Source organism: Brucella sp. NBRC 12953, assembly GCF_040369775.1.
Taxonomy (GTDB): Bacteria; Pseudomonadota; Alphaproteobacteria; order Rhizobiales; family Rhizobiaceae; genus Brucella; species Brucella pseudogrignonensis.
Genome location: NZ_BAABSV010000004.1, coordinates 125,480 through 149,587, shown reverse-complemented (window position 1 = coordinate 149,587; position 24,108 = coordinate 125,480). Strand labels below are relative to the sequence as shown.

Sequence of the window (24,108 nt, the reverse complement as noted above, 5' to 3'; positions counted from 1 at the left end):
CACTAGCGGTTCACGCGCGATCAATCAAGTTTGATGGTGCGGGTAAGCGGTTGCATTCATGTGATTGAGGGCGCAAAAGAACTCACACTGAATTTTGGGGAGATAATGCAACATGGCTCAGAGCGACGATATCAAGCAGATTATCCGACAGGAACAGGCGTTGATTTTCACGTCTTTCAACGAAAATGATGCGTTTTCTCTTGGCCATCGCATTCGTGATCTGGCCGTGAAGCAAAAGCTTTCAGTTGCTATCGATATTTCGCTTTGGGATCGCCGTCTGTTCTTTGCATCTACTGCCGGAACGACTGTGGACAACAGCGAATGGCTGCGCCGCAAATTCAATGTCGTGCGAAGGTTTCATGCTTCGAGCTATCGCCTTGTTCTTGAACAGAACCGCGACGACAAGATGTTTGCGGCCCACAAGGCGCTTGATGTTGCCGATTATGCTCTCGCGGGTGGCGGTTTCCCGATCAATGTGGCGGGTGCAGGGGTGATTGGAACAGCAATTGTTTCAGGTCTGCCGCAGCGTGAGGATCACAACCTGGTTGTGCGAGCCATTGCGGAGCATCTCGGCCAAGACCCCGTCGCTCTGGCTTTGCCTGCAGCATAGAGCAAAATTCCTTAAACTTGAATCAGTTTAGCGTAAAATTATGCTCTGATTTTAGAGTGTTAGGGCGCCTGGCGCTCTAATTTGAAATACGGAGAATGAACAATGTCGCTTCAGAATGTGGTTGCCCTTCAGCGTAATGAGGAGGGTATTGCTGCCGCAGTTGAAATCCTGAAACAGCGTTTTGGCGAACGCGCCCAGACCGGGCAGGCAATCCGCGAGCAGCATGGCCACACGACGACTTATGTGCCGACACAGGCACCTGACATTGTCATTTTTGCGCATGATACGCAGGACGTGCAGGAAGTCGTCCGCATCTGTGCTGAGCATAAGGTTCCGGTGATTGCCTTTGGTGCCGGTTCCTCGCTTGAAGGTCAGGTGAATGCGCCTGCGGGTGGTGTTTCGATTGATCTCACACAGATGAACCGCGTTCTGGCTGTTCATGCAGAAGACCTGGATTGCGTTATTGAACCGGGGATCACACGTCGCGAACTCAACGAGTATCTGCGCGATACCGGGCTTTTCTTCCCGATTGATCCGGGTGCGAACGCAACACTCGGCGGTATGGCCTCGACGCGTGCTTCCGGCACCAATGCGGTACGCTATGGCACCATGCGCGAAAACGTGCTGGCGCTCAAAGCCGTTATGCCGGATGGCCGTCTTATCGAAACGTCCAAGCGCGTGAAAAAGACAGCCGCTGGCTATGATCTGACACGCCTTCTGATCGGTTCGGAAGGGACGCTTGGTATCATCACTGAACTTACCTTGAAGCTCCAAGGTATTCCGCAAGCTGTTTCAGGCGGTATCTGCCCGTTTCCTGATGTTGAATCAGCTTGCCGCGCGGTGATTGAAACCATCCAGATGGGTATTCCGGTTGCGCGCATTGAGCTGGTCAACAAGCTTCAGATGGAAGCTCTGATCCTGCATTCCAAACTGCCCTATGAGGCCCAGCCATATCTGTTTGTCGAGTTCCACGGCACGGAAACCGGCGTCGCCGAACAGGCCGAAATCTTTGGCGAGATTGCCGCTGAAAATGGTGGCGGAGAATTCCGCTGGACCAATGATCCAGAAGAACGCGACCGGCTCTGGCGTGCGCGGCATGATGCCTATCTTGCGTCCTTCCTTCTGCGCACGGGCGCAAAGGGCGTCTCAACTGACGTCTGCGTGCCGATTTCGCGGCTTGCCGACTGCATTGCCGAGACAGAAAAAGATTTGGCTGAAAGCGCTCTGATTGCTCCAATCGTTGGCCATGTTGGTGATGGTAATTTCCATCTTCTGCTTCTGCTCGATACCGATGATGCATCGGAGATGGAGCGCGCCGAAGATTTCATGGATCGTCTGGTCCGGCGTGCAATTGCTATGGAAGGTACCTGCACGGGCGAGCACGGCATCGGGCAGGGCAAGATGAAATACCTTCCCATGGAGCTTGGTGAGGCGACTGATTATATGCGGATGATCAAGAAAGCGATCGACCCGTATAACATTATGAACCCCGGGAAAATCCTGATTTCCTGATTCAAATCAGCGTTTTGAATCGTCTTTTTGATAAGGCGATTCAATATCACCCATGAAACAGCCATGAATCGTTTCGGTGAAAGGCAATTTGCCTTGTTATCGCCGGAACGATGCCGTTATGTTGCACCGATAAAGACCGCGTGATTCACCCTTTGTTTCATTCGGCGAGCATTAAGCATTTTATCGGAGCTTCGTTTGGGCCGCATATTCGTCATCGTGGGTGGATTGCTGGTGCTGCTTTTGACTGCAGCGCTCGTCGTGCCGCCATTTGTCGACTGGAGCGGCTATCGGGCCGAGTTCGAACGTGAGGCAAGCCAGATCCTTGGCCGGCCGGTTCATGTGACAGGTGATGTCAGTGCTCGATTGCTGCCGTTTCCTTCGGTGGCTTTCTCCGATGTGCGGGTGGGGGCAGATGCCGAACATCCGGTAATGACTGTCGATACCTTCTCGATGGATGCCGAACTGATGCCGTTTCTGCGCGGCCAGTTACTGATTTTCGATATGCGCGTGGAGCGTCCGCAGGCAACAATTTCGCTTGATAAGGATGGCAAGGTTGATTGGGCAATTCGCCCGTCAACGCCGCTCGATCCGGCGAAGATCAAGGTTGAACGTCTTTCGATCACAGATGGCAAGGCGACACTGGTCGACAGAGCCAGTGGCCGTTCGCATGAAGCGACAGCGATTAATGCTGTTATGTCGGCCAATAGTCTTGCAGGTCCGTGGAACGCCAACGGTACCCTCAACATCGAAGGGCAAAAGCTCGCGCTCGATCTTAACAGCGGCGAAGCAAAGCCAGATGGTTCATTGCGTCTGCGCGCGCGTATTTCGCCCGAAGCTGTACCTGCATCGTTTGAAACCGACGGTGACATCACGCTCGATGATGGCAGATTGAATTATGCCGGTAATTTCTCACTGCGCTCTGCTGATGCGATGGCACCTGCTGCCAAAAACCAGAAGGCTCCAATCGAGAAGCCATTCTTCAGCGATCTTCGCGTTAGTGGAAAATTCGATGCAAACAAGAGCCGTTTCGATGCGAGCGAGTTTCGCATGGAGCAGGGACCTGCCGACAACCCCTATGTTGTGAACGGCAAGGCGCTGATTGATTACGGTGATACGCCGCGCTTTGAGATCAGCGCTGATGGCCAGCAGATTTTCTGGGGTCCGGTCGATACGCAAGAGAGCCAAGCGGAAGTGCAGACCATTCCGATTGTCGATCGAGTCGCGATTGCCCGGCGAATACTGGAGCAATTGCCGATACCTGGTATGCCTGGCAATGTAGATTTGCGTCTGCCTGCGGTAATTGCAGGTGGTACCACAATCCGTTCCGTGACCGTCAGCGCCGAGCCTGATGGCAATGGCTGGAATATCCGCCAGTTCGCAGCCGACCTTCCAGGTCGCACCAAGGTTGAAGCCAAGGGCAGGCTTTCAGTGGGGCGCGATTTCGGGTTCGCGGGTGATATGCTTGTGGCCTCACGTCAACCATCCGGTCTTGCTTCGTGGCTCAATGAAACAGTCGATGAATCGATCCGCAAACTCGATGGCGTCGGTTTTTCAGGCAAAGTCGATCTGCGCGACGGAATGCAAAGCATCGATAATCTCGAAATCGGACTTGGCAAAACGACACTCAAGGGCAGTTTCTTGCGTCAGATAGCAGGTTCAGCTGAACCTGCTATCACTTTGCGCCTACAGGGTGGTTCTGTCGATAGCAATGCTTTACGGGCGTTTACTGGTTTTTTCTCAGACGGCCACGGCATGGCCTCGCTTGATGGACAGGCGCTTGATATCGGCTTTAAAGCAGGCCCAGTCCAATATGAGGATATGGAAGCAGGCAGCGTCGATCTCGCTGTACGCGTGCATGGTGGCCGTTTTGATTTTGATCGCTTGATGATCAATGACGTCGCGGGCACAACCCTTACTGCAACCGGAACTTATGAGCCTTTTGCGACTGCGCCATCTGGCTCGCTGGATGCGACCTTGTTGTCTTCCGATCTTTCGCAATTCCTGACTTTGGCTGCGCATCGCCATCCGCAGGTTCCGTTCTTCCGCTCGCTTTCAGCGCGCGCGGATAACTATCCGGGCCTGTTCGAAGACACTGAAATCAACATCATCGCAAATGCGGTTGCACCGCCCAGCAACGTTGCCGCATCGGCAACCGCCGCGAGCAAAAATGCGGGCAAGGATAAAAGCGCGCGCACCAAAGAAGCGAACACAAAGACACCAGCCAAAGGTGGAGAAGCCTCGTTCAGTGTGACTGGCAAAGCGGGCGGGATGAAGCTTGATTTATCCGGAACAACGAGTGGTGGCAGCTCCGACAGTGATCCGATGCAAATGCAGCTTAATGGCACAGCATCGTCGCCGAATGGCGAGACAGTGCTTGCATTGCTGGGAGTTCCATCTTTGCCACTTGGCCTTGCTGGTGAATTGACCGCTGATCTGACGATGCAGGGTGCACCAAGCGCTGGTATGCGTACTCAACTCAAGCTTACCGCGCCTGACGGTAACGCGGTCGCCGATGGTATTCTTTCATTGGTTGGCGGCGATATTGCTGCGAGCGGCAAGGCTCAGTTGAAATCGGCCGATTTGCAGCCCTTCATTGCGACGGCCGGTTACACGCTTCCTGGTTTTGGGGAAGGGCTTTCTGCCGATCTCTCCAGTGATTTTCAATTCGCAAAAGGTTTGCTGCGCTTCCCAAATTTCGCAGGAAAACTTGGCGGCGATGACATCTCTGCGCGCATAGAGGCGAATTTTTCTGACAGTGGTCTGCCGCAGATCAAGGGTGAAGCAAAGCTTGCGTCAATTGAGTTGGCGAGCCTTGCTGGGATCATGCTTGGGCAGGATGCGATAGAACCGACAAAAGCGGGTAAAGGGTCTGTGTGGCCGAAAAACACTTTTGCTGTTCGACCGTCCTTGCCTTTGCTCATGGACATGAAACTGACCGCAGCACAGGCGCATATGGATGGATTTGGAACAGTCAGTGATTTTTCCACGCGGCTGCAAAAAAGCATTGATGGGCTCACGCTTGGTGAACTGACTGGAAATTGGGCTGGTGGCTATCTGGTTGGTAACGTTTCGCTGCGCAATAACGACAAGACTGCGCTGTTGGCCTCTGACCTAAAATGGAGTGGTGCAGCACTTCAGGACTTCTACCATCTGCCAGATGGTGGCATCCCGCTTGCCGGGACAGTGAAGGCCGCATTGTCGCTGAACGGCAGCGGCACAAGTGTCGCGGAGCTCGTGTCATCACTTGCGGGCACGGGAAGTGCAGATGTTGAAAACTTCGCCATCAACGGGCTTGATGCTGCTAGTTTCCCCGTGATGTTGACAGCAGCTGATACACTGGCAGATCAGCCTACAGGTGCCACGCAAATTGATGCGAAGCAGTTTGTGGCAATTGCCGATAAAGCAGTTGGCCAAGGGCAGTTTATTGCAGGCATGACCAGATTTGATTTCACCGTCGCCGGTGGCATCGCGCGACTTTCGCCATTTAGTTTGAGCGCTGGCGATACGGTGCTTTCTGGTGACTTGCAGTTTGATCTTTCCACGCTTGCTTTGGGTGGTACTGGCAGCTTGTCTTTCAAAAACGCAGATAATGCGGAAGCTGATGGCGCTGCCAATTTGCGTTATTCAATCGGCGGCACTTATGACGCGCCTTCGGCTCAATTTGACCGTCAGCCGCTGGTGCAATTCCTCACACAGCGTGCGCTTGAGCGTGAGCAGGAGCGCGTTGAAGCGATGCAGGCAAGCATTGTTGAAAAACAGCAGCTGCGTCGCCAACTTGATTTGCTTACTTCCGATGAACAGGAACGCGAGCGTGTGAAGCAGGAAGAGGAAGCGCGCAAAAAAGCTGAAGCCGATGCACGGGCGGAGGCCCAACGCAGGGCTGAGCAAATGCAAAATGATGGGGCTACCATACCTGTGCCAAGTGGCGGCGGAGCACCTCTCAATGGCCAGAATGGTCAGTCGCTTAATGATTTCCTGAAGAGTCTAGAGCCTTCGCCAGATACGCAGCCCAGCCCACAAACTCAGCCTTAAATTAGGTTAATTTGTTACTGGCAGTTTGGCTTTAAGCCATTCAAGCGCATGAAGACGCAAAGCTGATGAAAGATTTATCATTCGGTCGCGTTGACTGTCGATTTCCGCGATGAGAGCGGCAACGGCCATCTCACGTTCTTGAGCTATCTCTTCTATGATTTCATAGAAGGGGTCCTCCAGTGTGTAGCTGGTGGCATGTCCACGAATGCTGACGGAATGCTTGCGAAGCCGGGCAGAGACACTCACTCTCCGTCATCCGGTTTTTTGCTCGGCTCCAGCCGATTGAGGGTGAGGAATTTTTCAGCTTTTCGCGTTTCTTCTCGCGCGAATTCTTTCTCGGCTTTCGTGCGTCCATGAAGAATACGGTTCTGCTCGGCCTGCTGTTCTTTCGACTGGCGAGCCTTCTGTTTCTTGAACTGGCGCAGATTGACGATATCGCTCATGAAAGCCTGTTATTCGATTGGTGGGTTAGGCTTGTAACCGCCTCTGTTATTTTCTTGGCGTTCTGGGGTTTGTAAACCACCAGATGGCCAATGACAGCACAACAAGCATAAGCAAGCCGAACGTCATTTGCCAGAGCGGAAAATTCGGCTCATCCTTTGCAACGAATACCGCAGCAATAAGCCCGCTGAGCCACAAGACTGCCTGTGCAATTAAACGCAGCATAAAACCACCATCCAAATCGTTGCCAATATTTGTATAATTATCGCCTAATTGTCCGTATGCCTTGATTAAAGTCAATTGGGCAAAAAATCTGGCTTATGGGAAGGTCGCTTTTAAGCGCAAATGAAAACGCCAGAGAGGAAAACCTGCTCTGGCTCTGATCTCATAAGGAAGGTTTAAGCTTACTTCTTGCGGAAAGAATCAAGCGAAACGACATCCGCAGATGGTTTAGATTCTGCATCATCGCCTTCTGACGCTTCGTTTTCCTTGGCGGCTGCATCTTCCTTTTCCGCAGCAGTTTTGCGCGGTTTTGACTTCGGCTTTTTGGCCGGGGCTTCTTCAGAAGAAATCAGCTCAATCGAAGAAATATTACTGCCTTCGTCATTGTCACTGGTCGGCTGGACGACGGACACGTCGAATTCCAGCTCGAAGTTCACGGAAGGATCGTAAAAGCCGCGGATAGCCGAGAACGGAACGGTCAGCTTTTCAGGGACATCACCGAAGGACAGACCAATCTCAAAAAGCTGGTCTGTCACTACCATATCCCAAAACTGGTGCTGTAAAACGATCGTCATCTGCTCAGGGTATTTTTCCTTGAGGCGCGATGAAATGCGCACACCAGGCGCTCCCGTCAGGAACGTGATGAAGAAGTGGTGGTTTCCAGGCAAGCCAGTTGACGCGACCTCCGCAAGAACCTTGCGAATGACGCCGCGGAGGGCTTCCTGAGCCAAAATATCGTAACGGATCAAATCCTGTACCATGATTTGCTTATCCCACGGATTCGCGGGTTGATGTCAAGTTTGTTCTCAATTGAATTGAAAATTATATCGTGAAAAAGCTCAACTCCCACGAGGGTGGGACTGTAAAAGCAATCAAGGCGCGAATGTGAAGGGGGAGGAAGACCTAAGCGCGTTTGCCAAATGCCATCAGAAACGTCCGGACACCATTGATCGAGCTTTTCTCGATAATGCTATCATCCACACTTTGGCCTGTCAGGAGGTGGTAGTGAATGTCAGCATTGATAAGTGCCAGATAATGGCGAGCGGCGAGGTCCGGATCCTCAATCTGCAAGTCGCCGGCAAGCGCAAGACGAGCCAGATGAGCGGCAATTGCTGGCACGGCTTGTGCGGGGCCGCGATTACTGCAAATATCGCTTTTCAACGGCAGAGCATCTTCGTCGGATTGAAAAAGTTTGCGAAGGAAAACAGTAGAAGAGTCATAAACGCAGCTACGACTCATCCTGATGGAAAATGAGATCAGAGCCTTTTCCAGATTTTCGCCCGACTGCGGAAAAGTGGCTAAAACAGCAAAAAGGCTAGCAGTCATCCGGTCAAAGGCATCATCAACGACAGCAGCCAGTAGTGCTTCCTTGTCGCGATAATGATTATAGATCGTCTGACGGGATACTCCGGCTTCGCTGGCAATGAGATCTATGCTCGCACCTTGAAACCCATCGCGGTAAAACACGCGGGCTGCAGCGCAAAGAATGAAGTCGCGCTTCATGCATTGCCCCGGTTTCACTGCCGCAGAATTCATCCCTTTCGAAAGGGTGGCACGTCTGTCCGGCAGAACGGCTATATCGAGCATGTCAGTAGGTTTCATATTCATAACATAAGACGACTTGACGGTTTGGACAATAGTGTCTAATTTTACACTTGTGTCAAAACGGTTTTGACATCTCGTCCATTATGCGGATTGCTACACTGTTTTTAAAGGCTGCGATATCCGGTTGGGGGCCGGTTTGTCACAGATATAATTGAAAATATTCAGCAATAACATGTGGATAGACATCCGGTTGCGATATTTCGACCCTGACCTGCCATCCTCCCAAGCGATGACCCGGGGCCGAAGTCGTAACAGGCGACTCACGAAACATTGATGAAAGTGCTCCCCCCATGAGTTCAGGCACCCGTTTAGGATCCTCATCTGGCTCTGCTACTTCCGGTCTCGTGCGCAACGCAATTATTCTGGGTCTTTTGTCAGCAATAGGCCCGTTTGCGATTGATATGTATCTGCCAGCATTGCCGACGATTGCGACTGATCTGCGCGCCGAAACCGGTGCAGTTCAGATGAGCCTTCTGGCGTTTTTTATCGCTTTGGCGATTGCACAGCTATTTTGTGGCCCGTTGTCTGACATGGTGGGGCGCAGGGTGCCTCTTTATGGCGGACTTATTTTGTTTGCGATCGGCAGCGTCGGGTCGGCTTTAGCGACCAATATTGATGTCCTTGTGATGTTCCGCTTCCTTCAGGGCCTTGGAGCTGCTGCCGGTACGGTGATCCCGCGTGCTGTGGTGCGTGATCTCCATACAGGCGTGGATGCTGCACGATTAATGTCGCTGCTCATGCTTGTTTTCTCGATTTCACCGATCCTTGCGCCTTTGAGTGGCTCGGTGCTTATTGATTTCTTTGGTTGGCGCGGCGTGTTCTGGGCGGTGCTTGTCGCGGCTCTTGTCGGCATCGTGCTGGTTGCAACAGCTCTGAAAGAAACGAGAGGGGCCGAAGCTCGTCTTGAAAGTAATCTCAGCAGCGCATTGCGCGGCTATGGACGCCTGCTCAAAGATCGTTACTTCATGGGGCTGGCTGCCATTGGTGGGTTCGGTATCGCTTCTTTCTTCGTCTATCTGGCTAACTCGTCGTTCATTTTGATCGACCATTATGGCCTGACCAGAAGCCAATATGCTGTGGCATTCTCGGTGAACGCGGTCTCGTTCTTTAGTGTGTCGCAGCTCAATGGTGTTTTGGGTGCCCGTTTTGGACTGCGCCGCGTGATGCGCGTGGCGGTATCGGGATTTGCTGCTGTTATGCTTGCGATGTTCGCTGCCGTGCTAATGGGCCATCATTCGCTTTGGCTAATCGCCAGCTTCCTGTTTGTCGGTTACGGCTTCCTTGGTCTGGTTATCCCGACAACTGCTGTGCTGGCGCTTGAAGATCATGGTGAAATTGCGGGAACTGCCTCAGCACTTTTGGGAACGCTGCACTTTGTGATTGGTGGTATCGCAATTGGTATCACAGGTGCTTTCTTCGATGGTTCGGCACTGCCGATGATAGGCGGAATCGCCGCCTGTGCCGTGACGGCTTTCCTGCTTGCGCTGATTGTTTTCTCGCGCAAGGCAGAGCCGGATACAGAAGCAGCAATAGTCTAAAACAGAACGGCTTCAGATTTTCTGGAGCCGTTTTCATTTAAGCCGCTGTAATTTTGTAGAGAAGTGGAGGCTTCTGTTGCCAGGTGCCTCCGAACCCCGCCTTAAGGTGCTAACCCTAAGGGCTTTAGAGTGGGTTTCCCGCACCGCCATTAGGCAGCGAGAGCGTAACCCTGAGCTTTGTTGTCATTTGCAACTACTCAATTGACCCGATAACGGTGGTATCATGCCGAGCAAAAGAGCGATCTTTACACCCTTGTCGATCCTATTTCGCCCCCGCCGCAGCGCAACTCGCTATTAATGCTTCTTGCGTTGTGGTGGAGGCGCCGGGTACCGCCCCCGGGTCCAATAGGTTTATTACATCGTCCATTTATCACCATAGTCAGCTTGCGCTGACACGCCGTATATAGGCGTCCTTCTCTTCGATTGGAAGGGGGTAGTTATGATTTAACAGGTTGTTCGCCGATCTTGCTCTTCGCTTTTAGCGTTCATTTTTATTGACAGTCAGCGCAGGCTGGTCAATCCTCACTCCACTACCGGTGCATGCTGGATAGAAACAGAAATATCCAGCTGTGGCGGAGGTTTAATCGGGGCAGATACCCAATCTAAGGAGAGTGGATATATGAGTGACTATCTCGCGGATGTCCGTCGTTATGATGCTGGCGCTGATGAAGCCGCTGTCGAGAAGATCGTAAAGCATCTCGGCATTGCGCTGCGCAATCGCGATTCCTCTCTAGTTTCAGCAACCGATCCGGAAGAACTCAAGCGCGTGCGCGATAGCTGGGTAGCGAAGAAGCTCGGTGTTGCCGACGCTGCCAAGGCTGAAGAAGTGGTCAACCATGTAGCTGAAGTGATGAAGGGCGATCGCAACAAGCACCGCGTCACCTTCTATTATCTCGTCGCAAAGCAGCTTGGTAAGCTCGGCGACCTCTGATCCATTCACTCCCTTGTGGAGTTTGAAACCTCGGTGCCTCGTCGCGCCGAGGTTTTTCTTTATAGTGGTCCTAAAGCGAATCGGACTCGGAAAGTTTCCCTATGCGTACCTATCTCGACCTTCTCCAGCATGTGCTCGACAATGGCGTTGACCGTGGCGACCGTACAGGAACGGGCACGCGTTCGGTTTTCGGTTATCAGATGCGATTCAATCTGGCCGAAGGGTTTCCGGTTCTGACCACCAAAAAGCTGCATCTGCGCTCAATCATTCATGAGCTGCTGTGGTTTCTCAAAGGCGATACAAATATCGCCTATCTTAAGGAAAACGGCGTTTCGATCTGGGATGAATGGGCCGATGAGAATGGCGATCTCGGCCCTGTCTATGGCTATCAGTGGCGCTCATGGCCAGCACCGGATGGCCACCACATTGATCAGATTGCGAATCTTCTCAAGATGTTGCGTGAAAATCCTAATTCACGACGTCTGATCGTATCTGCGTGGAATCCGGCGCTGGTTGATGAAATGGCACTGCCGCCATGCCATTGCCTGTTCCAGTTCTACGTGTCTGATGGCAAGCTTTCCTGCCAGCTCTATCAGCGTTCGGCAGATATTTTCCTGGGCGTTCCTTTCAACATCGCATCCTATGCATTGCTGACGATGATGATTGCGCAAGTTGCGGGCCTTGAGCCAGGGGACTTTGTGCATACTCTTGGTGATGCGCATATCTATTCCAATCATTTCGAGCAGGCGCGTTTACAGCTGACCCGCACGCCAAAAGCATTGCCGACCATGCGGATCAATCCGGATGTCAAAGATCTGTTTGCCTTCCAATTCGAAGACTTCGAACTGGTGGGTTACGAAGCTGATCCGACGATCAAAGCTCCGATCGCGGTGTAAGATATGACTGCTCGAAATCCGATTGTATCGATCATTGTGGCTGCCGCGGAAAATGGTGTCATTGGCCGCGACAATGACATGCCTTGGAAACTGTCTACCGATCTCAAGCGCTTTAAGGCACTCACACTTGGTAAGCCGGTGATTATGGGGCGGAAGACATGGGAATCTATTGGTCGGCCTTTGCCGGGGCGCCCAAATATCGTGATAACGAGAGATGCGAATTTTGCAGCCGACGGTGCTCAGATTACTGCTTCGCTCGAAGATGCAATCAATCTCGGCCGCAAGCTTGCAATAGAGCTGGGTGTCGATGAAGTCTGCATTATTGGTGGTGGCAAGATCTATGCGCAGGCGCTACCATTGGCCGATAAGGTGCATCTGACGCGCGTTCTGGCCACAATTGATGGTGACACGTATTTCCCAGAAATCGATTCGAATATCTGGCAGGTAATTTCGAGTGAAGACGTGCCTGCAGGCGAAAAAGATAGTCATCCAACACGCTATATTCAGTACGAACGGCGTGTTGCGTAAATTATAACGCAGGAAATTTGCCGCCTCACGTTGAAAGCGGCCCTCGCGATGCCTATAAAACGGTAACATTAGTTGATGACGGGAGGTGGCGCTTGCTTTCCCGTCTCCCGGACGAGAGGTGAGGATGCCCTGGAGTAATCAGAATGGCGGCGGCGGCCCATGGGGTGGCGGCGGCGATAATAATAACGGCAATAACAATAATAATGGTGGCAACGGTGGCCCATGGGGGCAGGGACCGAAAGGACCGCGCGGTGGCGGACCAAACACACCGCCGGATCTTGAAGACATTCTCCGTAAGGGCCAGGACCGTCTGAAAAAAGTTTTTCCAGGTGGCAGTGGCGGCAAGGGCGGCAGCAATCGCGGCGTATTTTTCCTCATCGGCGCAGCGGTGTTGGGTTTCTGGCTTTTTCAGTCGGTCTATACCGTTCAGCCTGATGAACTCGCCGTGGAACTTCGCTTTGGTAAACCAAAGGCTGAAGTTTCCGAGCCGGGCCTGCATTTCCATTTCTGGCCGATCGAGACCTATGAAAAGGCTCAGATCGTCGAAAAGCAGATCAATATCGGTGGGCAGGGCTCGCGTAACGCCACGCAGGGCCTGATGCTGACGGGCGATCAGAACATCGTCAATGTTCAGTTCTCGGTGCTTTACCGCGTATCCGATCCGCGTGCATATTTGTTCAATGTCGATAATCCGGACTCGATGGTCCAGCAGGTTTCGGAAAGTGCGATCCGCGAGATCGTCGGCCGCCGACCAGCTCAGGACGTGTTCCGTGATAACCGTGCTGCCATTGCGCAGAGCGTTCGCGACATCGTTCAGGCAACGCTTGATCGCTACAATGCCGGCATTCAGGTCAACGCCGTTTCCATCGAAGATGCAGCGCCGCCGCGTGAAGTGGCCGATGCGTTCGATGAAGTACAGCGTGCTGAACAGGATGAAGACCGCTTCGTAGAAGAATCCAACCAGTACTCCAACCAGCGTCTCGGTCAGGCGCGCGGTGAAGCGGCACAGCTTCGTGAAGAAGCAGCAGCTTATAAAAACCGTGTTGTCCAGGAAGCTGAAGGTGAAGCGCAGCGTTTCAGCTCGGTGCTTGGCGAATATCAGAAGTCGCCGGAAGTTACCCGTAATCGTCTTTTCCTAGAAACGATGGAACAGGTACTCAAGAGCACGAAAAAAGTCATCGTGGAGCCCGGAAAAGAAGTCGTGCCTTATCTGCCTCTGAATGAACTTATGCGTCAGCAGCCGCGTCCCGGTGCAAACGCAACCACGACCGGCGGAGGTGCACAGTAATGTCTCAGAACAGGCTTCCGATTATTGGCGGTATCATCGCCGTCATCCTTTTCCTGGCATACTCGGCCACGTTCATTGTTAACGAACGCCAGCAGGCAATCGTTCTGCGCTTTGGTCAGATTGTTGCTGTGAAGACTGAACCAGGCATCTATTTCAAAATGCCTTTCGGCTTTCTTGATGCAGATACCGTGCAGTTGATCGATGATCGTCTCCTGCGCTTCGATCTTGATGATATCCGTGTTCAGGTTTCGGGCGGTAAGTTCTACGACGTGGACGCGTTCCTCGTTTATCGTATTACTGATGCCCGCAAATTCCGCGAGACAGTTTCGGGTAGCACTTTGCTCGCCGAACAGCGCCTGCGTACGCGTCTTGATGCTGCATTGCGTGGCGTTTACGGTCAGCGTGGCTTTGAAGCTGCACTCTCCGAAGAACGCGGCGACATGATGCGTGAAGTGGCAAACCAGATGCGCGCTGACGCGACTTCGCTTGGTCTCACGATTGAAGATGTTCGTATTCGTCGTACCGATCTGACAGCTGAAGTTTCGCAGCAGACCTACGACCGCATGAAGGCAGAACGTCTTGCAGAAGCAGAACGTCTGCGTGCGCGTGGTCGTGAAGCAGCGCAGCGTATCCGCGCTATTGCTGATCGTCAGGTTGTGGAAACGCTTGCTGAAGCACGTAAGGAATCTGAAATCCTTCGCGGTGAAGGCGAAGCACAGCGCAGTGATATCTTCGCTCAGTCTGCGTCTAAGGACCCTGGCTTCTTTGCCTTCTATCGTTCGATGGCAGCGTATCGTGAAGCTCTCCAGACGCCAGACACAACGCTTGTTCTCTCACCGGATTCGGAGTTCTTCAAGTTCTTCCGTGATGCTGGTGGGAAACTGGCAACGCCGTCTCAGTAAGAGAAATTATCGCAAATGAGCGATTTTCTAGCCGCCGTAGGTCTTCTCTTCGTCTTCGAAGGGCTGCTCTACGGCGGCTTTCCTTTTTTTGCCAAAAAGCTTGCGCGCGATGCATCAGAAGCGCCCGAAAGCATGTTGCGGATTGCAGGGCTTTCGGCACTGGCAATTGGCGTCTTCATTGTCTGGCTTGTCAGGGGATAAGCCAGTTCATTCATTATATTTCTGCTCGTCGCTCTATGCGGGGCCGTAAACAGGCCGTATTTTGCAGCGATCTAAACTTCTGGATTTCTTATCGCAGACAGAAACGGAGCAGAGCTTCATGGCAATTGCACCCAAGGCGAGATTTGCTCGCACCCTTTTAGCAACCGTAGCTCTTGGAGCGATGAGTTTTACAGGGACAGTTGCAATTGGCACAGCACCTTCGTTCGCCCAGCAAACAGCGCCAATCAGGCAGGGACCGGGTTCTGTAGCTGATCTGGCCGAAGGCCTTCTGGATGCGGTCGTGAATATTTCGACATCGCAGACCGTCAAGGAAGATGGTGAAGAAGACGGCGGTGTGCCTATGCCACAGGTGCCGGAAGGTTCTCCGTTTCAGGAGTATTTCAACGACTTCTTCAACGATAAGGACGGCGCAAAGAAAAACGATTCGCGCAAAGTGCAATCGCTAGGTTCGGGCTTTGTGATTGATGCCGAAAAAGGCTTTATCGTCACAAACAACCACGTCATTGCCGATGCAGATGAGATCGAAGTGAATTTCGTTGACGGTTCCAAGCTGAAAGCGGAGCTGGTGGGGAAGGACACAAAGACCGATCTTGCCGTGCTGAAAGTTGATCCAACGAAGCATAAGCTTAAATCCGTGCAGTTTGGTAATTCGGACAAGGCGCGCATTGGCGATTGGGTGCTGGCAATCGGTAATCCGTTTGGCCTTGGCGGCACAGTGACAGCCGGTATTATTTCCGCACGCAAGCGCGATATCCAGTCCGGCCCTTATGATGATTTCATCCAGACGGATGCTGCAATCAATCGCGGTAATTCCGGTGGTCCGCTGTTTGATATGGACGGCAAGGTGATCGGCATCAATACGGCGATCTATTCACCATCAGGTGGTTCGATTGGTATTGGTTTTGCTATTCCGGCTGAAATGGCTGTTGGCGTTATCGATCAGCTTAAAGAGTTCGGCGAAGTGCGCCGAGGCTGGCTCGGTGTTCGTATCCAGCCGGTCACTGATGATATTGCCCAGAGTCTTGGCCTGAAGGAATCTAAAGGCGCATTGATCGCGGGTCTTATCGAAAATTCAGGTGTCGACAATAAAGAGATCAAGGCGGGTGACGTTGTGATCCGTTATGACGGTAAGCCGGTAGAGCGCGCGCGTGACCTGCCGCGTCTTGTTGCCGAAAGCGCTGTCGGGGATGAAGTCGAAGTTGTTGTTGTCCGCGATGGCGAAGAGAAAACCGTAAAGGTCAAGCTTGGCCGTTTGGTCGAAGACGATAAGAGCAGCGAGGAAGCGACCGAAGATCAGGCACCTCCGCCAGATATGGAAGAAGGCGAAGAGGGTGAAGAAGTTCCAAACGCTCCTAAGAAGGAGCAAAAGGAACAGGCTGGCACGTCGGTACTCGGTATGAAGCTTTCGGAAATCAACGACGATGTGCGTGGCGAATTTGGCATTGCCGAAGATGTGGAAGGGGTGGCTGTACTTTATGTTGCTCCCGGTTCTGCTGCTGGTGAAAAGCGTATCGAAACCGGCGACGTGATTGTCGATATCGGACAGGTTACTGTGAAGTCACCGGCTGATGTGAAGAAGCGAATTGATGCTCTGCGTCGTGAAGGCCGTAAGAATGCGTTGCTGATGCTTGCGTCGCGTTCCGGCGAACTGCGTTTTGTGACAATCCGCATCGACTAAATATTCTTTTCTTAAACAAAAAAGGCGTCGCAACAATTTGCGACGCCTTTTTCATTGTAGTTTGAATCATTTAGGCGGGGTAGCTCTGAATGTGATTCTGTTCTTCGTGTAGTTTGCTAAGCGGTAGACGACGTGATGTTTGAGGTGAGGCGTTTCGTCAGGCACATTGGGATGATCGAAGTCGCCAGTCTCATCACGAGCCATACCTATACGCTGCATAACAGATGTTGAACGGTCATTGTTAAACACTGCAAAGGATACGACCTCGGGAAGGTTCAGTGTTTCGAAGGCATAAGCCAGAAGCGCGTTGCCAGCTTCCGTTACATAGCCTTTGCCCCAGAAACGATGAGCTAGTCGCCAGCCGATTTCGACAGTACCTTTTGGAAAAGGCGGTTCAAGGTCAGTGCGGGCAAGGCCTGCAAATCCGATGCATTGCCCGCTCAGTTTTTCTTCGAGTGCGTAGAAGCCAAATCCAGTTTCAGTAATCATTTTCTGCAGACGCTCAAACAGATCATCCGATTCTGCACGATTGCGCCGAAATGGAAAGAAACGCATCACCTCATCATCGGAGTTGATCTCGTGCATCAATTCACGATCTCGATCTTCCCAGTTACGAATAATGAGGCGAGGCGTTTCCAGAATAATCATTCAACGAAATCCGATTTGCGATAGCCCTGAATATAGAGAAGGGCGGTCAGATCACCATGATCGATACGCACTTTTGCCTGCGCTGCCACAGCTGGTTTTGCATGAAGCGCGACGCCTGTGCCTGCGAGCTGGATCATGCCAAGATCGTTGGCCCCGTCACCCACAGCAATTGCATCCTGCGGGGTGAGGCCAAGACGGTCAGCGATTTCGACCAGCTTTTCCACTTTTGCTTCGCGGCCGAGGATCGGATCGGAAACGGCGCCGCTTAGATGCGCGCCATCATGAAGAAGTGTGTTGGCGCGATCTTCGTTAAAGCCAATCATTTCTGCAACACGGCGTGTGAAGGATGTGAAGCCACCAGACACAAGTGCCGTATAGGCGCCGTGCTTGCGCATGGTGCGCACCAATTCGACACCACCCGGCATAAGCGAAATGCGGGTCGAGATAACCTTGTCGATCACCGACAGTGGCAGACCTTTGAGAAGTGCTACGCGTTCACGAAGTGCCGGTTCGAACTCAATTTCGCCATTCATGGCACGGGCAGTGATCGCTGCAACATGTTCACGAAGACCGGCTTCTTCCGCCAGTTCATCAATGCATTCCTGCTGGATCATGGTGGAATCCATGTCTGCAATCAGAATTTTCTTGCGCCGGCTTTCCTGTTCCTGCACCACGACATCAACTGGAGCGCCATCAAGGGAAGAGCGCAACGCCTGATCTGCTTCTTCATGGCTTAAACCGGAAGCAAGCGGTATATCGCAGGCGATGCCATCGGCGAGCCAGTAAAGCCCGCTTGCATTCACTGCTGCCGAGGCTTTAATCCCCAAGGACGGAATAAGCGACGCTTTGGCCGGATTGGCAATCAGTGTAGCAACGAGGGAAGCGGATCGGGACATGAGGAATATTTCCTGCGATGAGTGAAGCGGCAAAGGATGCAATCCTGATAGCTGGCCCAACGGCCAGCGGCAAGTCGGCTCTTGCCCTTCATATGGCAAAGAAGACCGGCGGCTTCATCGTGAACACCGATTCCATGCAGGTTTATGATGTGCTCGATCTTTTGAGCGCTCGCCCGCAATCTGACGAGCTTCGTGAAGCCGAGCATTTTCTGTACGGCCATGTCGCGCCATCAGTATCCTATTCGACAGGAAAATGGTTTGCAGATGTCGAAGCCCTTTTATCGCGTGCTGATCTCAGAGCCCGCACACCGATCTTTGTTGGGGGCACCGGACTTTATTTCCGTGCGCTTTTAGGCGGTCTTTCGCAGATGCCGGAAGTGCCCGCAGATGTGCGCGAGTACTGGCGCAATAGAATGAGTGAAGAAGGGGCAGAAGCGCTCCACAGTGCTCTTACAGAACTTGATCCGGAGATTGCCGCCACACTGCGCCCGACTGACAGTCAGCGTATTGTGCGTGCGCTGGAGGTGTTTGAAGGAACGGGCAAGTCGCTGCTGCACTGGCAGAAGAATACCGGAACGGCTCTCGTTGATGATGCAAGCGCAACAAAGATCGTGTTGCTGCCCGACCGCAAATGGTTGGGCGAGCGGATTGCTCAACGTTTCAATCTCATGTGGGACCATGGGGCGCTTGACGAAGTGCGCGCGTTGAACGCTCTTCATCTTGATCCGGCATTGCCAGCGATGAAGGCGATCGGGGTGCGCGAGATTTCGGCATTTTTTGCGGGTGAGATGACGCGTGAAGACGCTATCGAGCGATCGATTATCGCCACCCGCCAATATGCCAAGCGGCAATCAACATGGTTTCGCAACCAGCTTGACGAGAGCTGGAAGGTGTTCTCCTCAGGTGAAAATGCCCTGTCAGGGCAATAATCTTATCGAGAGGCGCAGTTTGACAGAAGAAAATATCGCGCTTCATACATTTATGCGTTGACGACACGATTTTCGCTGATTACTCTCGCCGCCATGAACAGAACAGCTCTTATTCTTGTGGTACGTACGCGCATGGGCAGGATGGTGTAACCATCCGGCGAAAGCTCCCATGCGCGAAAGACAGGCTCCCTCGGGGGCCTTTTTTGTTATCTAAACATCAACGAAATTGAATATGTAAAGCAGACGGGAAGTGACGACGATGACGGCAGCAACAAGCGAGGCGGCGACGATCTCCGCGGGGCAACGCGAAATGACCGGCGCGGAAATGGTGGTTCAGGCTATGATCGATCATGGCGTGGAGCATCTTTTTGGTTATCCGGGTGGTGCAGTGCTGCCGATCTATGACGAACTTTTCCAGCAGGACAAAGTTCAGCATATTCTGGTTCGTCACGAGCAGGGCGCTGGCCATGCGGCTGAAGGCTATGCACGTTCGACCGGCAAGGTTGGGGTTATGCTGGTGACATCCGGCCCAGGTGCGACCAATGCGGTTACGCCTTTGCAGGACGCGCTGATGGATTCGATCCCGCTGGTCTGCATTTCCGGTCAGGTTCCAACATCACTCATCGGTTCCGATGGTTTTCAGGAAGCTGATACCGTTGGCATCACCCGTCCATGCACCAAGCATAACTGGTTGGTTCGTGACGTAAATGATCTGTCTCGCGTTCTGCACGAAGCGTTTCACATTGCTTCGACTGGTCGTCCGGGTCCGGTTCTGGTTGATATTCCAAAGGATATTCAGTTTGCGACCGGCATCTACACGCCACCGCAGACATCGCCGCGCACAAGCTATCGTCCAACCATTGAAGGCGACAAGTCGGCTATCGCGCAGGCTGTTGAAATGCTGTTGACTGCAAAGAAGCCGGTCATCTATTCGGGTGGCGGTGTTATCAACTCTGGTCCTGCTGCAACGAAGCTGCTGCGCGAACTGGTTGAGATCAGCAATTTCCCGATCACCTCGACTTTGATGGGGTTGGGTGCTTATCCTGCATCGGGCAAGAACTGGCTCGGTATGCTCGGTATGCATGGCACATACGAAGCCAACATGACCATGCATGATTGCGATGTCATGCTGTGCGTTGGAGCGCGTTTTGACGACCGTATCACGGGCCGTCTGAATGCATTCGCTCCGCATTCGCGCAAGATTCACATCGATATTGATCCATCGTCGATCAACAAAAACGTTCGCGTTGATGTACCGATCATCGGTGATGTTGCGCATGTTCTGGAAGATATTGTTCGCCAGTTCCGTGCTTCAGCAAAGAAGCCTGAGAAGAACGCGATTGCTGCCTGGTGGGAGCAGATCGACCGCTGGCGTGCTCGCAATTCGCTGGCATATGCGCCAAACAAAGACGTCATCATGCCGCAATATGCGTTGCAACGTCTGAACGAGCTGACCAAAGACCGTGATACATACATCACCACTGAAGTCGGCCAGCATCAGATGTGGGCTGCACAGTTCATGGATTTCGAAGCGCCAAATCGCTGGATGACATCGGGCGGTTTGGGAACGATGGGCTACGGCTTGCCAGCAGCTTTGGGCGTGCAGATTGCACATCCTGACGCACTGGTCATTGATATCGCCGGTGATGCCTCTATCCAGATGTGTATTCAGGAAATGTCGGCGGCCATTCAGTACAATGCGCCAATCAAGATTTTCATTCTGAACAATCAGTATATGGGCATGGTTCGTCAGTGGCAGCAGTTGCTGCATGGCAATCGCCTGTCGCATTCTTATACCGAAGCAATGCCTGATTTCGTGAAGCTCGCAGAAGCTTACGGTGCCCATGGCATTCGTTGCGACAAGCCAGCTTTGCTTGATGATGCAATCATGGAAATGATTGATATCAAAAAGCCGGTCATCTTCGATTGCCGTGTCGCCAATCTCGCCAACTGCTTCCCAATGATCCCATCTGGCAAAGCGCATAATGAAATGCTGTTGCCAGATGAAGCGACTGACGAAGCTGTTGCCAATGCCATTGACGCCAAGGGCCGTTCCCTAGTCTGATCCGGAGTGAAGAATATGAACGCACAAAATCTAGCATCCGGCTCGGCATATTTCATTGCAGCCGATACCCAGACACCGGAAACACACACGCTATCGGTTCTCGTTGATAATGAACCGGGTGTTCTAGCCCGCGTAATCGGCCTGTTTTCGGGGCGTGGCTATAATATTGAAAGCCTGACTGTTTCTGAAACCGAGCATGAACAGCATCTGTCGCGCATTACGATTGTTACGCGCGGCACGCCGAATGTGCTTGATCAAATCCGTCATCAGCTGGAGCGTATTGTTCCTGTTCATCGCGTGGTTGACATGACGCATCGCGCTGTCGAGCTTGGCCACGAGCGCCCAATTGAGCGTGAACTTGCGTTGATTAAAGTGGCAGGAAAGGGCGAGGCACGCGCTGAAACTCTGCGCCTGACTGATGCTTTCAATGCGAAGATCGTTGATGCAACGACCGAGCATTTCATCGTCGAGATTACCGGTAAGACGGCCAAGATCGACCAGTTCATTTCGCTGATGAAGCCACTTGGTCTCGTGGAGATTTGCCGGACCGGTGTGGCTGCAATGAACCGCGGTCCTCAGGGACTGTAAGTTACGTAAATCGAGACAATATCGGTTGAAACCGGCACAATGTTTCGATTGTGCCGGTTTTTTATTGGGCTAATTTGTCCTTGTTAGCTGGATCAATCCAATGTCTTTTGAAATTTTCTTAGCGCTTCTCGTATTCGCCTTTGTTTCTTCCGTGACCCCTGGCCCTAATAATCTGATGCTGCTTGCGTCGGGGGTGAACTTCGGTTTTCGGCGCACAGTCCCACATATGCTGGGCATCGGCGTGGGCTTTTTCGTGCTGCTGCTAGCGGTTGGCTTTGGCCTTGGCGCGCTGATCGAAACCATGCCGTCGTTCTATACATCGCTCAAATTCGCGGGCGGGGCCTATATGCTTTATCTCGCATGGAAAATTGCGACCTCGCGCTCCATCGGTGAATCCAAGGCCAGTGATAGCGGCGTGCCGATGACATTTTTTCAGGCTGCTGCCTTTCAATGGGTTAATCCGAAAGCCTGGGTGATGGCGATCACCGGCATTGCGACCTACGCCAACCACGACAACTACTACGTGGCAGTGCTGCTGGTGAGTACTGCCTTTGCAATTGTGAACCTGCCGAGCGTGTCGGTCTGGGCGGGGTTTGGCACATTATTGCGCAACTGGCTTGCCGATCCCACCCGGTTGAAGTGGTTCAATCTGACCATGGCCTTGCTGCTCGTTCTGAGCTTGTGGCCGATGTTAAAATAACGAGTTGAAGAGGTGAATGATGTCTGCGCTTCCTACCTATGACGATGTGGTGTCTGCAGCTGAACTGATTGAAGGGCACGCGCATCGCACGCCCGTCTTCACCTCATCGACCATTGATCGCGAAACAGGAGCGCAATTCTTTTTCAAATGCGAGAACTTTCAGCGTATCGGAGCGTTCAAGTTTCGTGGGGCATACAATGCCTTGTCGCGCTTTAGCGGTGAGCAGAAGAAGCGCGGTGTCCTTGCCTTTTCCTCTGGAAACCATGCGCAAGCGATAGCTCTTTCGGCGAAATTGCTCGGCATAGCTGCCACGATTATCATGCCTGAAGACGCGCCCGCTGCAAAACTGGACGCAACGCGTGGCTATGGTGCAAAGGTTGTGACCTATAACCGTTATACTGAAGACCGAGATACGCTTTCAAAGCAGCTTGCGGAGGAGGGCGGTTTAACGCTTATTCCGCCGTTCAATCATCCGCATATCATTGCGGGGCAGGGCACGGCAACCAAAGAGCTGATTGAAGAGGTTGGCCAACTTGACGTGCTGTTTGTATGCCTCGGTGGAGGCGGTTTGCTGGCGGGTTCTGCTCTTGCGGCCAAAGCGCTTTCACCTTCATGCGATGTCTATGGGGTTGAGCCGGAAGCAGGCAATGACGGCCAACAATCATTCCGTTCTGGCAAGATCGTTCATATTGACGTTCCAAAAACCTTAGCCGATGGCGCGCAGACACAGGCACTTGGCGATATGACATTTGCTGTCATTCAGAACAGCGTTCACGATATTTTGGCAGTCAGTGACAATGATCTGGTGCAAGGCATGAAGTTTTTTGCCAGCCGAATGAAGATGGTGGTCGAACCGACCGGCTGCCTGGCGTTCGCTGGCGCTTTGCAGATGGCGCCGGGGCTCAAAGGTAAGCGTGTTGGCGTGATCGTCAGTGGTGGCAATGTCGATCTGGAAAGATTTGCAGCACTGGTTGGCAGCTAAGTTGGGAAAGCGGCCGGAGAGTTACTCCAGCCGCTATTTTTCATTTGAGAAGGGCGTAGCCAAAGGTGTGGCACTCATCGACGCCGCATTGAACGCCCACCGAGACGAAATTAATCACACCAATCGCAATCACATACAAACTGAGAGCAGTTGCCAACACGCGAAGTGACGACTGATGCGTCAGAGATTTGTGCTGCAATTGCGTGCTGCCGCCCCATAAGATGAGTTGAAAAGCGAAGGCAATCAACAGCGCGACAGCAATGAGAATCGACCAGACGGGCATATGAAGGCCAAAGACTGAGGTGCCGATATATTCATGCCCAGGGCGAGGGTAGATATCAAGCAATGTCTGCCGCACGGATACGATCAGCAGAAAAAGTGAGAACATCATACTCATGCCGGTGTTGCGGTATGAGAAACCATGCCGAAACTGCAAAATGATGCCGAAACAAACACCAAACATCGCAACGCGTTGTAAAAGACAAAGCGGGCAAGGTATTTCTCCATTGGCATATTGCAGCACCATTGCTGCGGTCAAAATTGCTGCGATGACGGCCATCATTCCCAGAAGATAAATCGAGAGAAGAGTGGCGAATGTCTGCTGCTTGTTGGTGTCATGATCTGAGGCTAAATCAATCATGCTGCTGTTCCATCAGATTTTAAGCTCGGCGTGAAAGCAGAAGCGGACTGTTGCCGCTTAGGCTGATCGACCACTTCTGTTTGAATCCAAGGCATCCGATAGCCGTATTCAGAACTATATATTTCCCAAAGAAACTGTTTTACGCCCAATGCAAGGCAGAGAACGGCAAGAAATATTGCAACGGACTGACGCCCGAACCATGCGAAAACTAATGAAAGTGCCAAAACTGCAAAAACAAGAAGCATCATGATTGAA

The 24,108-nt window shown here is 52.5% G+C and carries 25 protein-coding genes and 1 other RNA gene; 16 read left to right on the top strand and 10 right to left on the bottom strand.

Annotation, left to right across the window (positions count from 1 at the left end; all coding sequences use genetic code 11):
• Positions 1 to 112: 112 nt before the first annotated feature.
• From ABWV94_RS11020 to ABWV94_RS11010, 3 genes are all read left to right on the top strand, one after another.
• A complete protein-coding gene (locus ABWV94_RS11020) occupies positions 113 to 610 on the top strand; it encodes a heme-degrading domain-containing protein (protein WP_064320815.1) in 498 nt (165 codons plus the stop codon).
• Between the two features lie 102 nt (positions 611 to 712).
• A complete protein-coding gene (locus tag ABWV94_RS11015) occupies positions 713 to 2,122 on the top strand; it encodes an FAD-binding oxidoreductase (protein WP_285534536.1) in 1,410 nt (469 codons plus the stop codon).
• Positions 2,123 to 2,317: 195 nt separating this feature from the next.
• Positions 2,318 to 6,154, top strand: a complete 3,837-nt coding sequence (locus ABWV94_RS11010) for an AsmA family protein (protein ID WP_113498010.1) — start codon at positions 2,318 to 2,320, stop codon at positions 6,152 to 6,154.
• Positions 6,155 to 6,160: 6 nt separating this feature from the next.
• On the opposite strand, the gene ABWV94_RS11005 is transcribed toward ABWV94_RS11010, so the two are convergent.
• The 5 genes from ABWV94_RS11005 to ABWV94_RS10985 all read right to left on the bottom strand — a co-directional run bounded on the left by ABWV94_RS11005 (position 6,161) and on the right by ABWV94_RS10985 (position 8,425).
• Positions 6,161 to 6,400 (bottom strand): ribbon-helix-helix domain-containing protein, encoded by a 240-nt coding sequence (locus ABWV94_RS11005; protein ID WP_007875722.1) that lies wholly within the window; start codon positions 6,398 to 6,400, stop codon positions 6,161 to 6,163.
• Positions 6,397 to 6,597 (bottom strand): DUF4169 family protein, encoded by a 201-nt coding sequence (locus tag ABWV94_RS11000; protein ID WP_113498014.1) that lies wholly within the window; start codon positions 6,595 to 6,597, stop codon positions 6,397 to 6,399. The genes ABWV94_RS11005 and ABWV94_RS11000 overlap by 4 nt, the downstream gene beginning before the upstream one ends.
• A 46-nt stretch (positions 6,598 to 6,643) precedes the next feature.
• A complete protein-coding gene (locus tag ABWV94_RS10995; RefSeq protein WP_064320811.1) occupies positions 6,644 to 6,895 on the bottom strand; it encodes a hypothetical protein in 252 nt (83 codons plus the stop codon).
• A 104-nt stretch (positions 6,896 to 6,999) separates the two neighbouring features.
• Positions 7,000 to 7,578 carry an SspB family protein gene (locus ABWV94_RS10990; protein ID WP_007875719.1) on the bottom strand — a complete coding sequence of 193 codons (579 nt, stop codon included), beginning with the start codon at positions 7,576 to 7,578 and terminating at the stop codon, positions 7,000 to 7,002.
• A gap of 142 nt (positions 7,579 to 7,720) precedes the next feature.
• A complete protein-coding gene (locus ABWV94_RS10985; RefSeq protein ID WP_231195843.1) occupies positions 7,721 to 8,425 on the bottom strand; it encodes a TetR/AcrR family transcriptional regulator in 705 nt (234 codons plus the stop codon).
• A 287-nt stretch (positions 8,426 to 8,712) separates the two neighbouring features.
• Here ABWV94_RS10985 and ABWV94_RS10980 point away from each other — a divergent pair, with 287 nt between their 5' ends.
• The gene (locus tag ABWV94_RS10980) at positions 8,713 to 9,960 is read left to right on the top strand and encodes a multidrug effflux MFS transporter (RefSeq protein WP_113498016.1); all 1,248 of its coding nucleotides are present in this window, start codon (positions 8,713 to 8,715) and stop codon (positions 9,958 to 9,960) included.
• Between the two features lie 62 nt (positions 9,961 to 10,022).
• Here ABWV94_RS10980 and ssrA read toward each other — a convergent pair.
• Positions 10,023 to 10,393: a transfer-messenger RNA gene (gene ssrA / locus ABWV94_RS10975) on the bottom strand.
• 186 nt (positions 10,394 to 10,579) lie between these two features.
• Here ssrA and ABWV94_RS10970 point away from each other — a divergent pair.
• The 7 genes from ABWV94_RS10970 to ABWV94_RS10940 all read left to right on the top strand — a co-directional run bounded on the left by ABWV94_RS10970 (position 10,580) and on the right by ABWV94_RS10940 (position 16,405).
• Entirely contained in the window at positions 10,580 to 10,891 is a 312-nt protein-coding gene (locus ABWV94_RS10970; RefSeq protein WP_007875715.1) for a DUF2853 family protein, read from the top strand.
• 101 nt (positions 10,892 to 10,992) lie between these two features.
• Positions 10,993 to 11,787, top strand: coding sequence for a thymidylate synthase (locus ABWV94_RS10965; RefSeq protein WP_113498018.1), 795 nt, complete (start codon positions 10,993 to 10,995; stop codon positions 11,785 to 11,787).
• A gap of 3 nt (positions 11,788 to 11,790) precedes the next feature.
• Complete coding sequence (locus ABWV94_RS10960; protein WP_113498020.1) at positions 11,791 to 12,315, top strand: dihydrofolate reductase; 525 nt, start codon at positions 11,791 to 11,793, stop codon at positions 12,313 to 12,315.
• Between the two features lie 124 nt (positions 12,316 to 12,439).
• The gene (gene hflK, locus ABWV94_RS10955) at positions 12,440 to 13,603 is read left to right on the top strand and encodes an FtsH protease activity modulator HflK (protein ID WP_064320808.1); all 1,164 of its coding nucleotides are present in this window, start codon (positions 12,440 to 12,442) and stop codon (positions 13,601 to 13,603) included.
• Positions 13,603 to 14,505 carry a protease modulator HflC gene (gene hflC / locus ABWV94_RS10950; RefSeq protein ID WP_007875707.1) on the top strand — a complete coding sequence of 301 codons (903 nt, stop codon included), beginning with the start codon at positions 13,603 to 13,605 and terminating at the stop codon, positions 14,503 to 14,505. The genes hflK and hflC overlap by 1 nt, the downstream gene beginning before the upstream one ends.
• A gap of 15 nt (positions 14,506 to 14,520) precedes the next feature.
• The gene (locus ABWV94_RS10945) at positions 14,521 to 14,706 is read left to right on the top strand and encodes a DUF2065 domain-containing protein (RefSeq protein WP_007875705.1); all 186 of its coding nucleotides are present in this window, start codon (positions 14,521 to 14,523) and stop codon (positions 14,704 to 14,706) included.
• A gap of 118 nt (positions 14,707 to 14,824) precedes the next feature.
• Positions 14,825 to 16,405 (top strand): Do family serine endopeptidase, encoded by a 1,581-nt coding sequence (locus ABWV94_RS10940; protein ID WP_112805716.1) that lies wholly within the window; start codon positions 14,825 to 14,827, stop codon positions 16,403 to 16,405.
• A 66-nt stretch (positions 16,406 to 16,471) separates the two neighbouring features.
• Here the strand turns inward: ABWV94_RS10940 and ABWV94_RS10935 are convergent, their stop codons facing one another.
• Complete coding sequence (locus tag ABWV94_RS10935; protein WP_113498022.1) at positions 16,472 to 17,053, bottom strand: GNAT family N-acetyltransferase; 582 nt, start codon at positions 17,051 to 17,053, stop codon at positions 16,472 to 16,474.
• The gene (serB, locus tag ABWV94_RS10930; RefSeq protein WP_007875700.1) at positions 17,050 to 17,949 is read right to left on the bottom strand and encodes a phosphoserine phosphatase SerB; all 900 of its coding nucleotides are present in this window, start codon (positions 17,947 to 17,949) and stop codon (positions 17,050 to 17,052) included. Before serB ends, ABWV94_RS10935 begins: the two co-directional genes overlap by 4 nt.
• A 17-nt stretch (positions 17,950 to 17,966) precedes the next feature.
• Between serB and miaA the strand changes: the two genes are divergently transcribed.
• From miaA to ABWV94_RS10905, 5 genes are all read left to right on the top strand, one after another.
• Positions 17,967 to 18,878, top strand: a complete 912-nt coding sequence (gene miaA, locus ABWV94_RS10925) for a tRNA (adenosine(37)-N6)-dimethylallyltransferase MiaA (RefSeq protein WP_113498024.1) — start codon at positions 17,967 to 17,969, stop codon at positions 18,876 to 18,878.
• Between the two features lie 259 nt (positions 18,879 to 19,137).
• A complete protein-coding gene (locus tag ABWV94_RS10920) occupies positions 19,138 to 20,943 on the top strand; it encodes an acetolactate synthase 3 large subunit (RefSeq protein ID WP_269137101.1) in 1,806 nt (601 codons plus the stop codon).
• 15 nt (positions 20,944 to 20,958) lie between these two features.
• Positions 20,959 to 21,531 (top strand): acetolactate synthase small subunit, encoded by a 573-nt coding sequence (gene ilvN, locus ABWV94_RS10915; RefSeq protein ID WP_007875697.1) that lies wholly within the window; start codon positions 20,959 to 20,961, stop codon positions 21,529 to 21,531.
• Positions 21,532 to 21,631: 100 nt separating this feature from the next.
• Entirely contained in the window at positions 21,632 to 22,231 is a 600-nt protein-coding gene (locus ABWV94_RS10910) for a LysE family translocator (RefSeq protein ID WP_079212056.1), read from the top strand.
• A gap of 19 nt (positions 22,232 to 22,250) precedes the next feature.
• Positions 22,251 to 23,213 carry a threo-3-hydroxy-L-aspartate ammonia-lyase gene (locus ABWV94_RS10905; protein ID WP_079212583.1) on the top strand — a complete coding sequence of 321 codons (963 nt, stop codon included), beginning with the start codon at positions 22,251 to 22,253 and terminating at the stop codon, positions 23,211 to 23,213.
• A gap of 40 nt (positions 23,214 to 23,253) precedes the next feature.
• Here the strand turns inward: ABWV94_RS10905 and ABWV94_RS10900 are convergent, their stop codons facing one another.
• Together ABWV94_RS10900 and ABWV94_RS10895 are read right to left on the bottom strand one after the other, a co-directional pair.
• Positions 23,254 to 23,775, bottom strand: a complete 522-nt coding sequence (locus ABWV94_RS10900) for a disulfide bond formation protein B (protein ID WP_247645060.1) — start codon at positions 23,773 to 23,775, stop codon at positions 23,254 to 23,256.
• A gap of 74 nt (positions 23,776 to 23,849) precedes the next feature.
• On the bottom strand, positions 23,850 to 24,101 hold the full coding sequence (locus ABWV94_RS10895) for a hypothetical protein (protein WP_079212054.1): 252 nt from the start codon (positions 24,099 to 24,101) through the stop codon (positions 23,850 to 23,852).
• Positions 24,102 to 24,108: the final 7 nt, after the last annotated feature.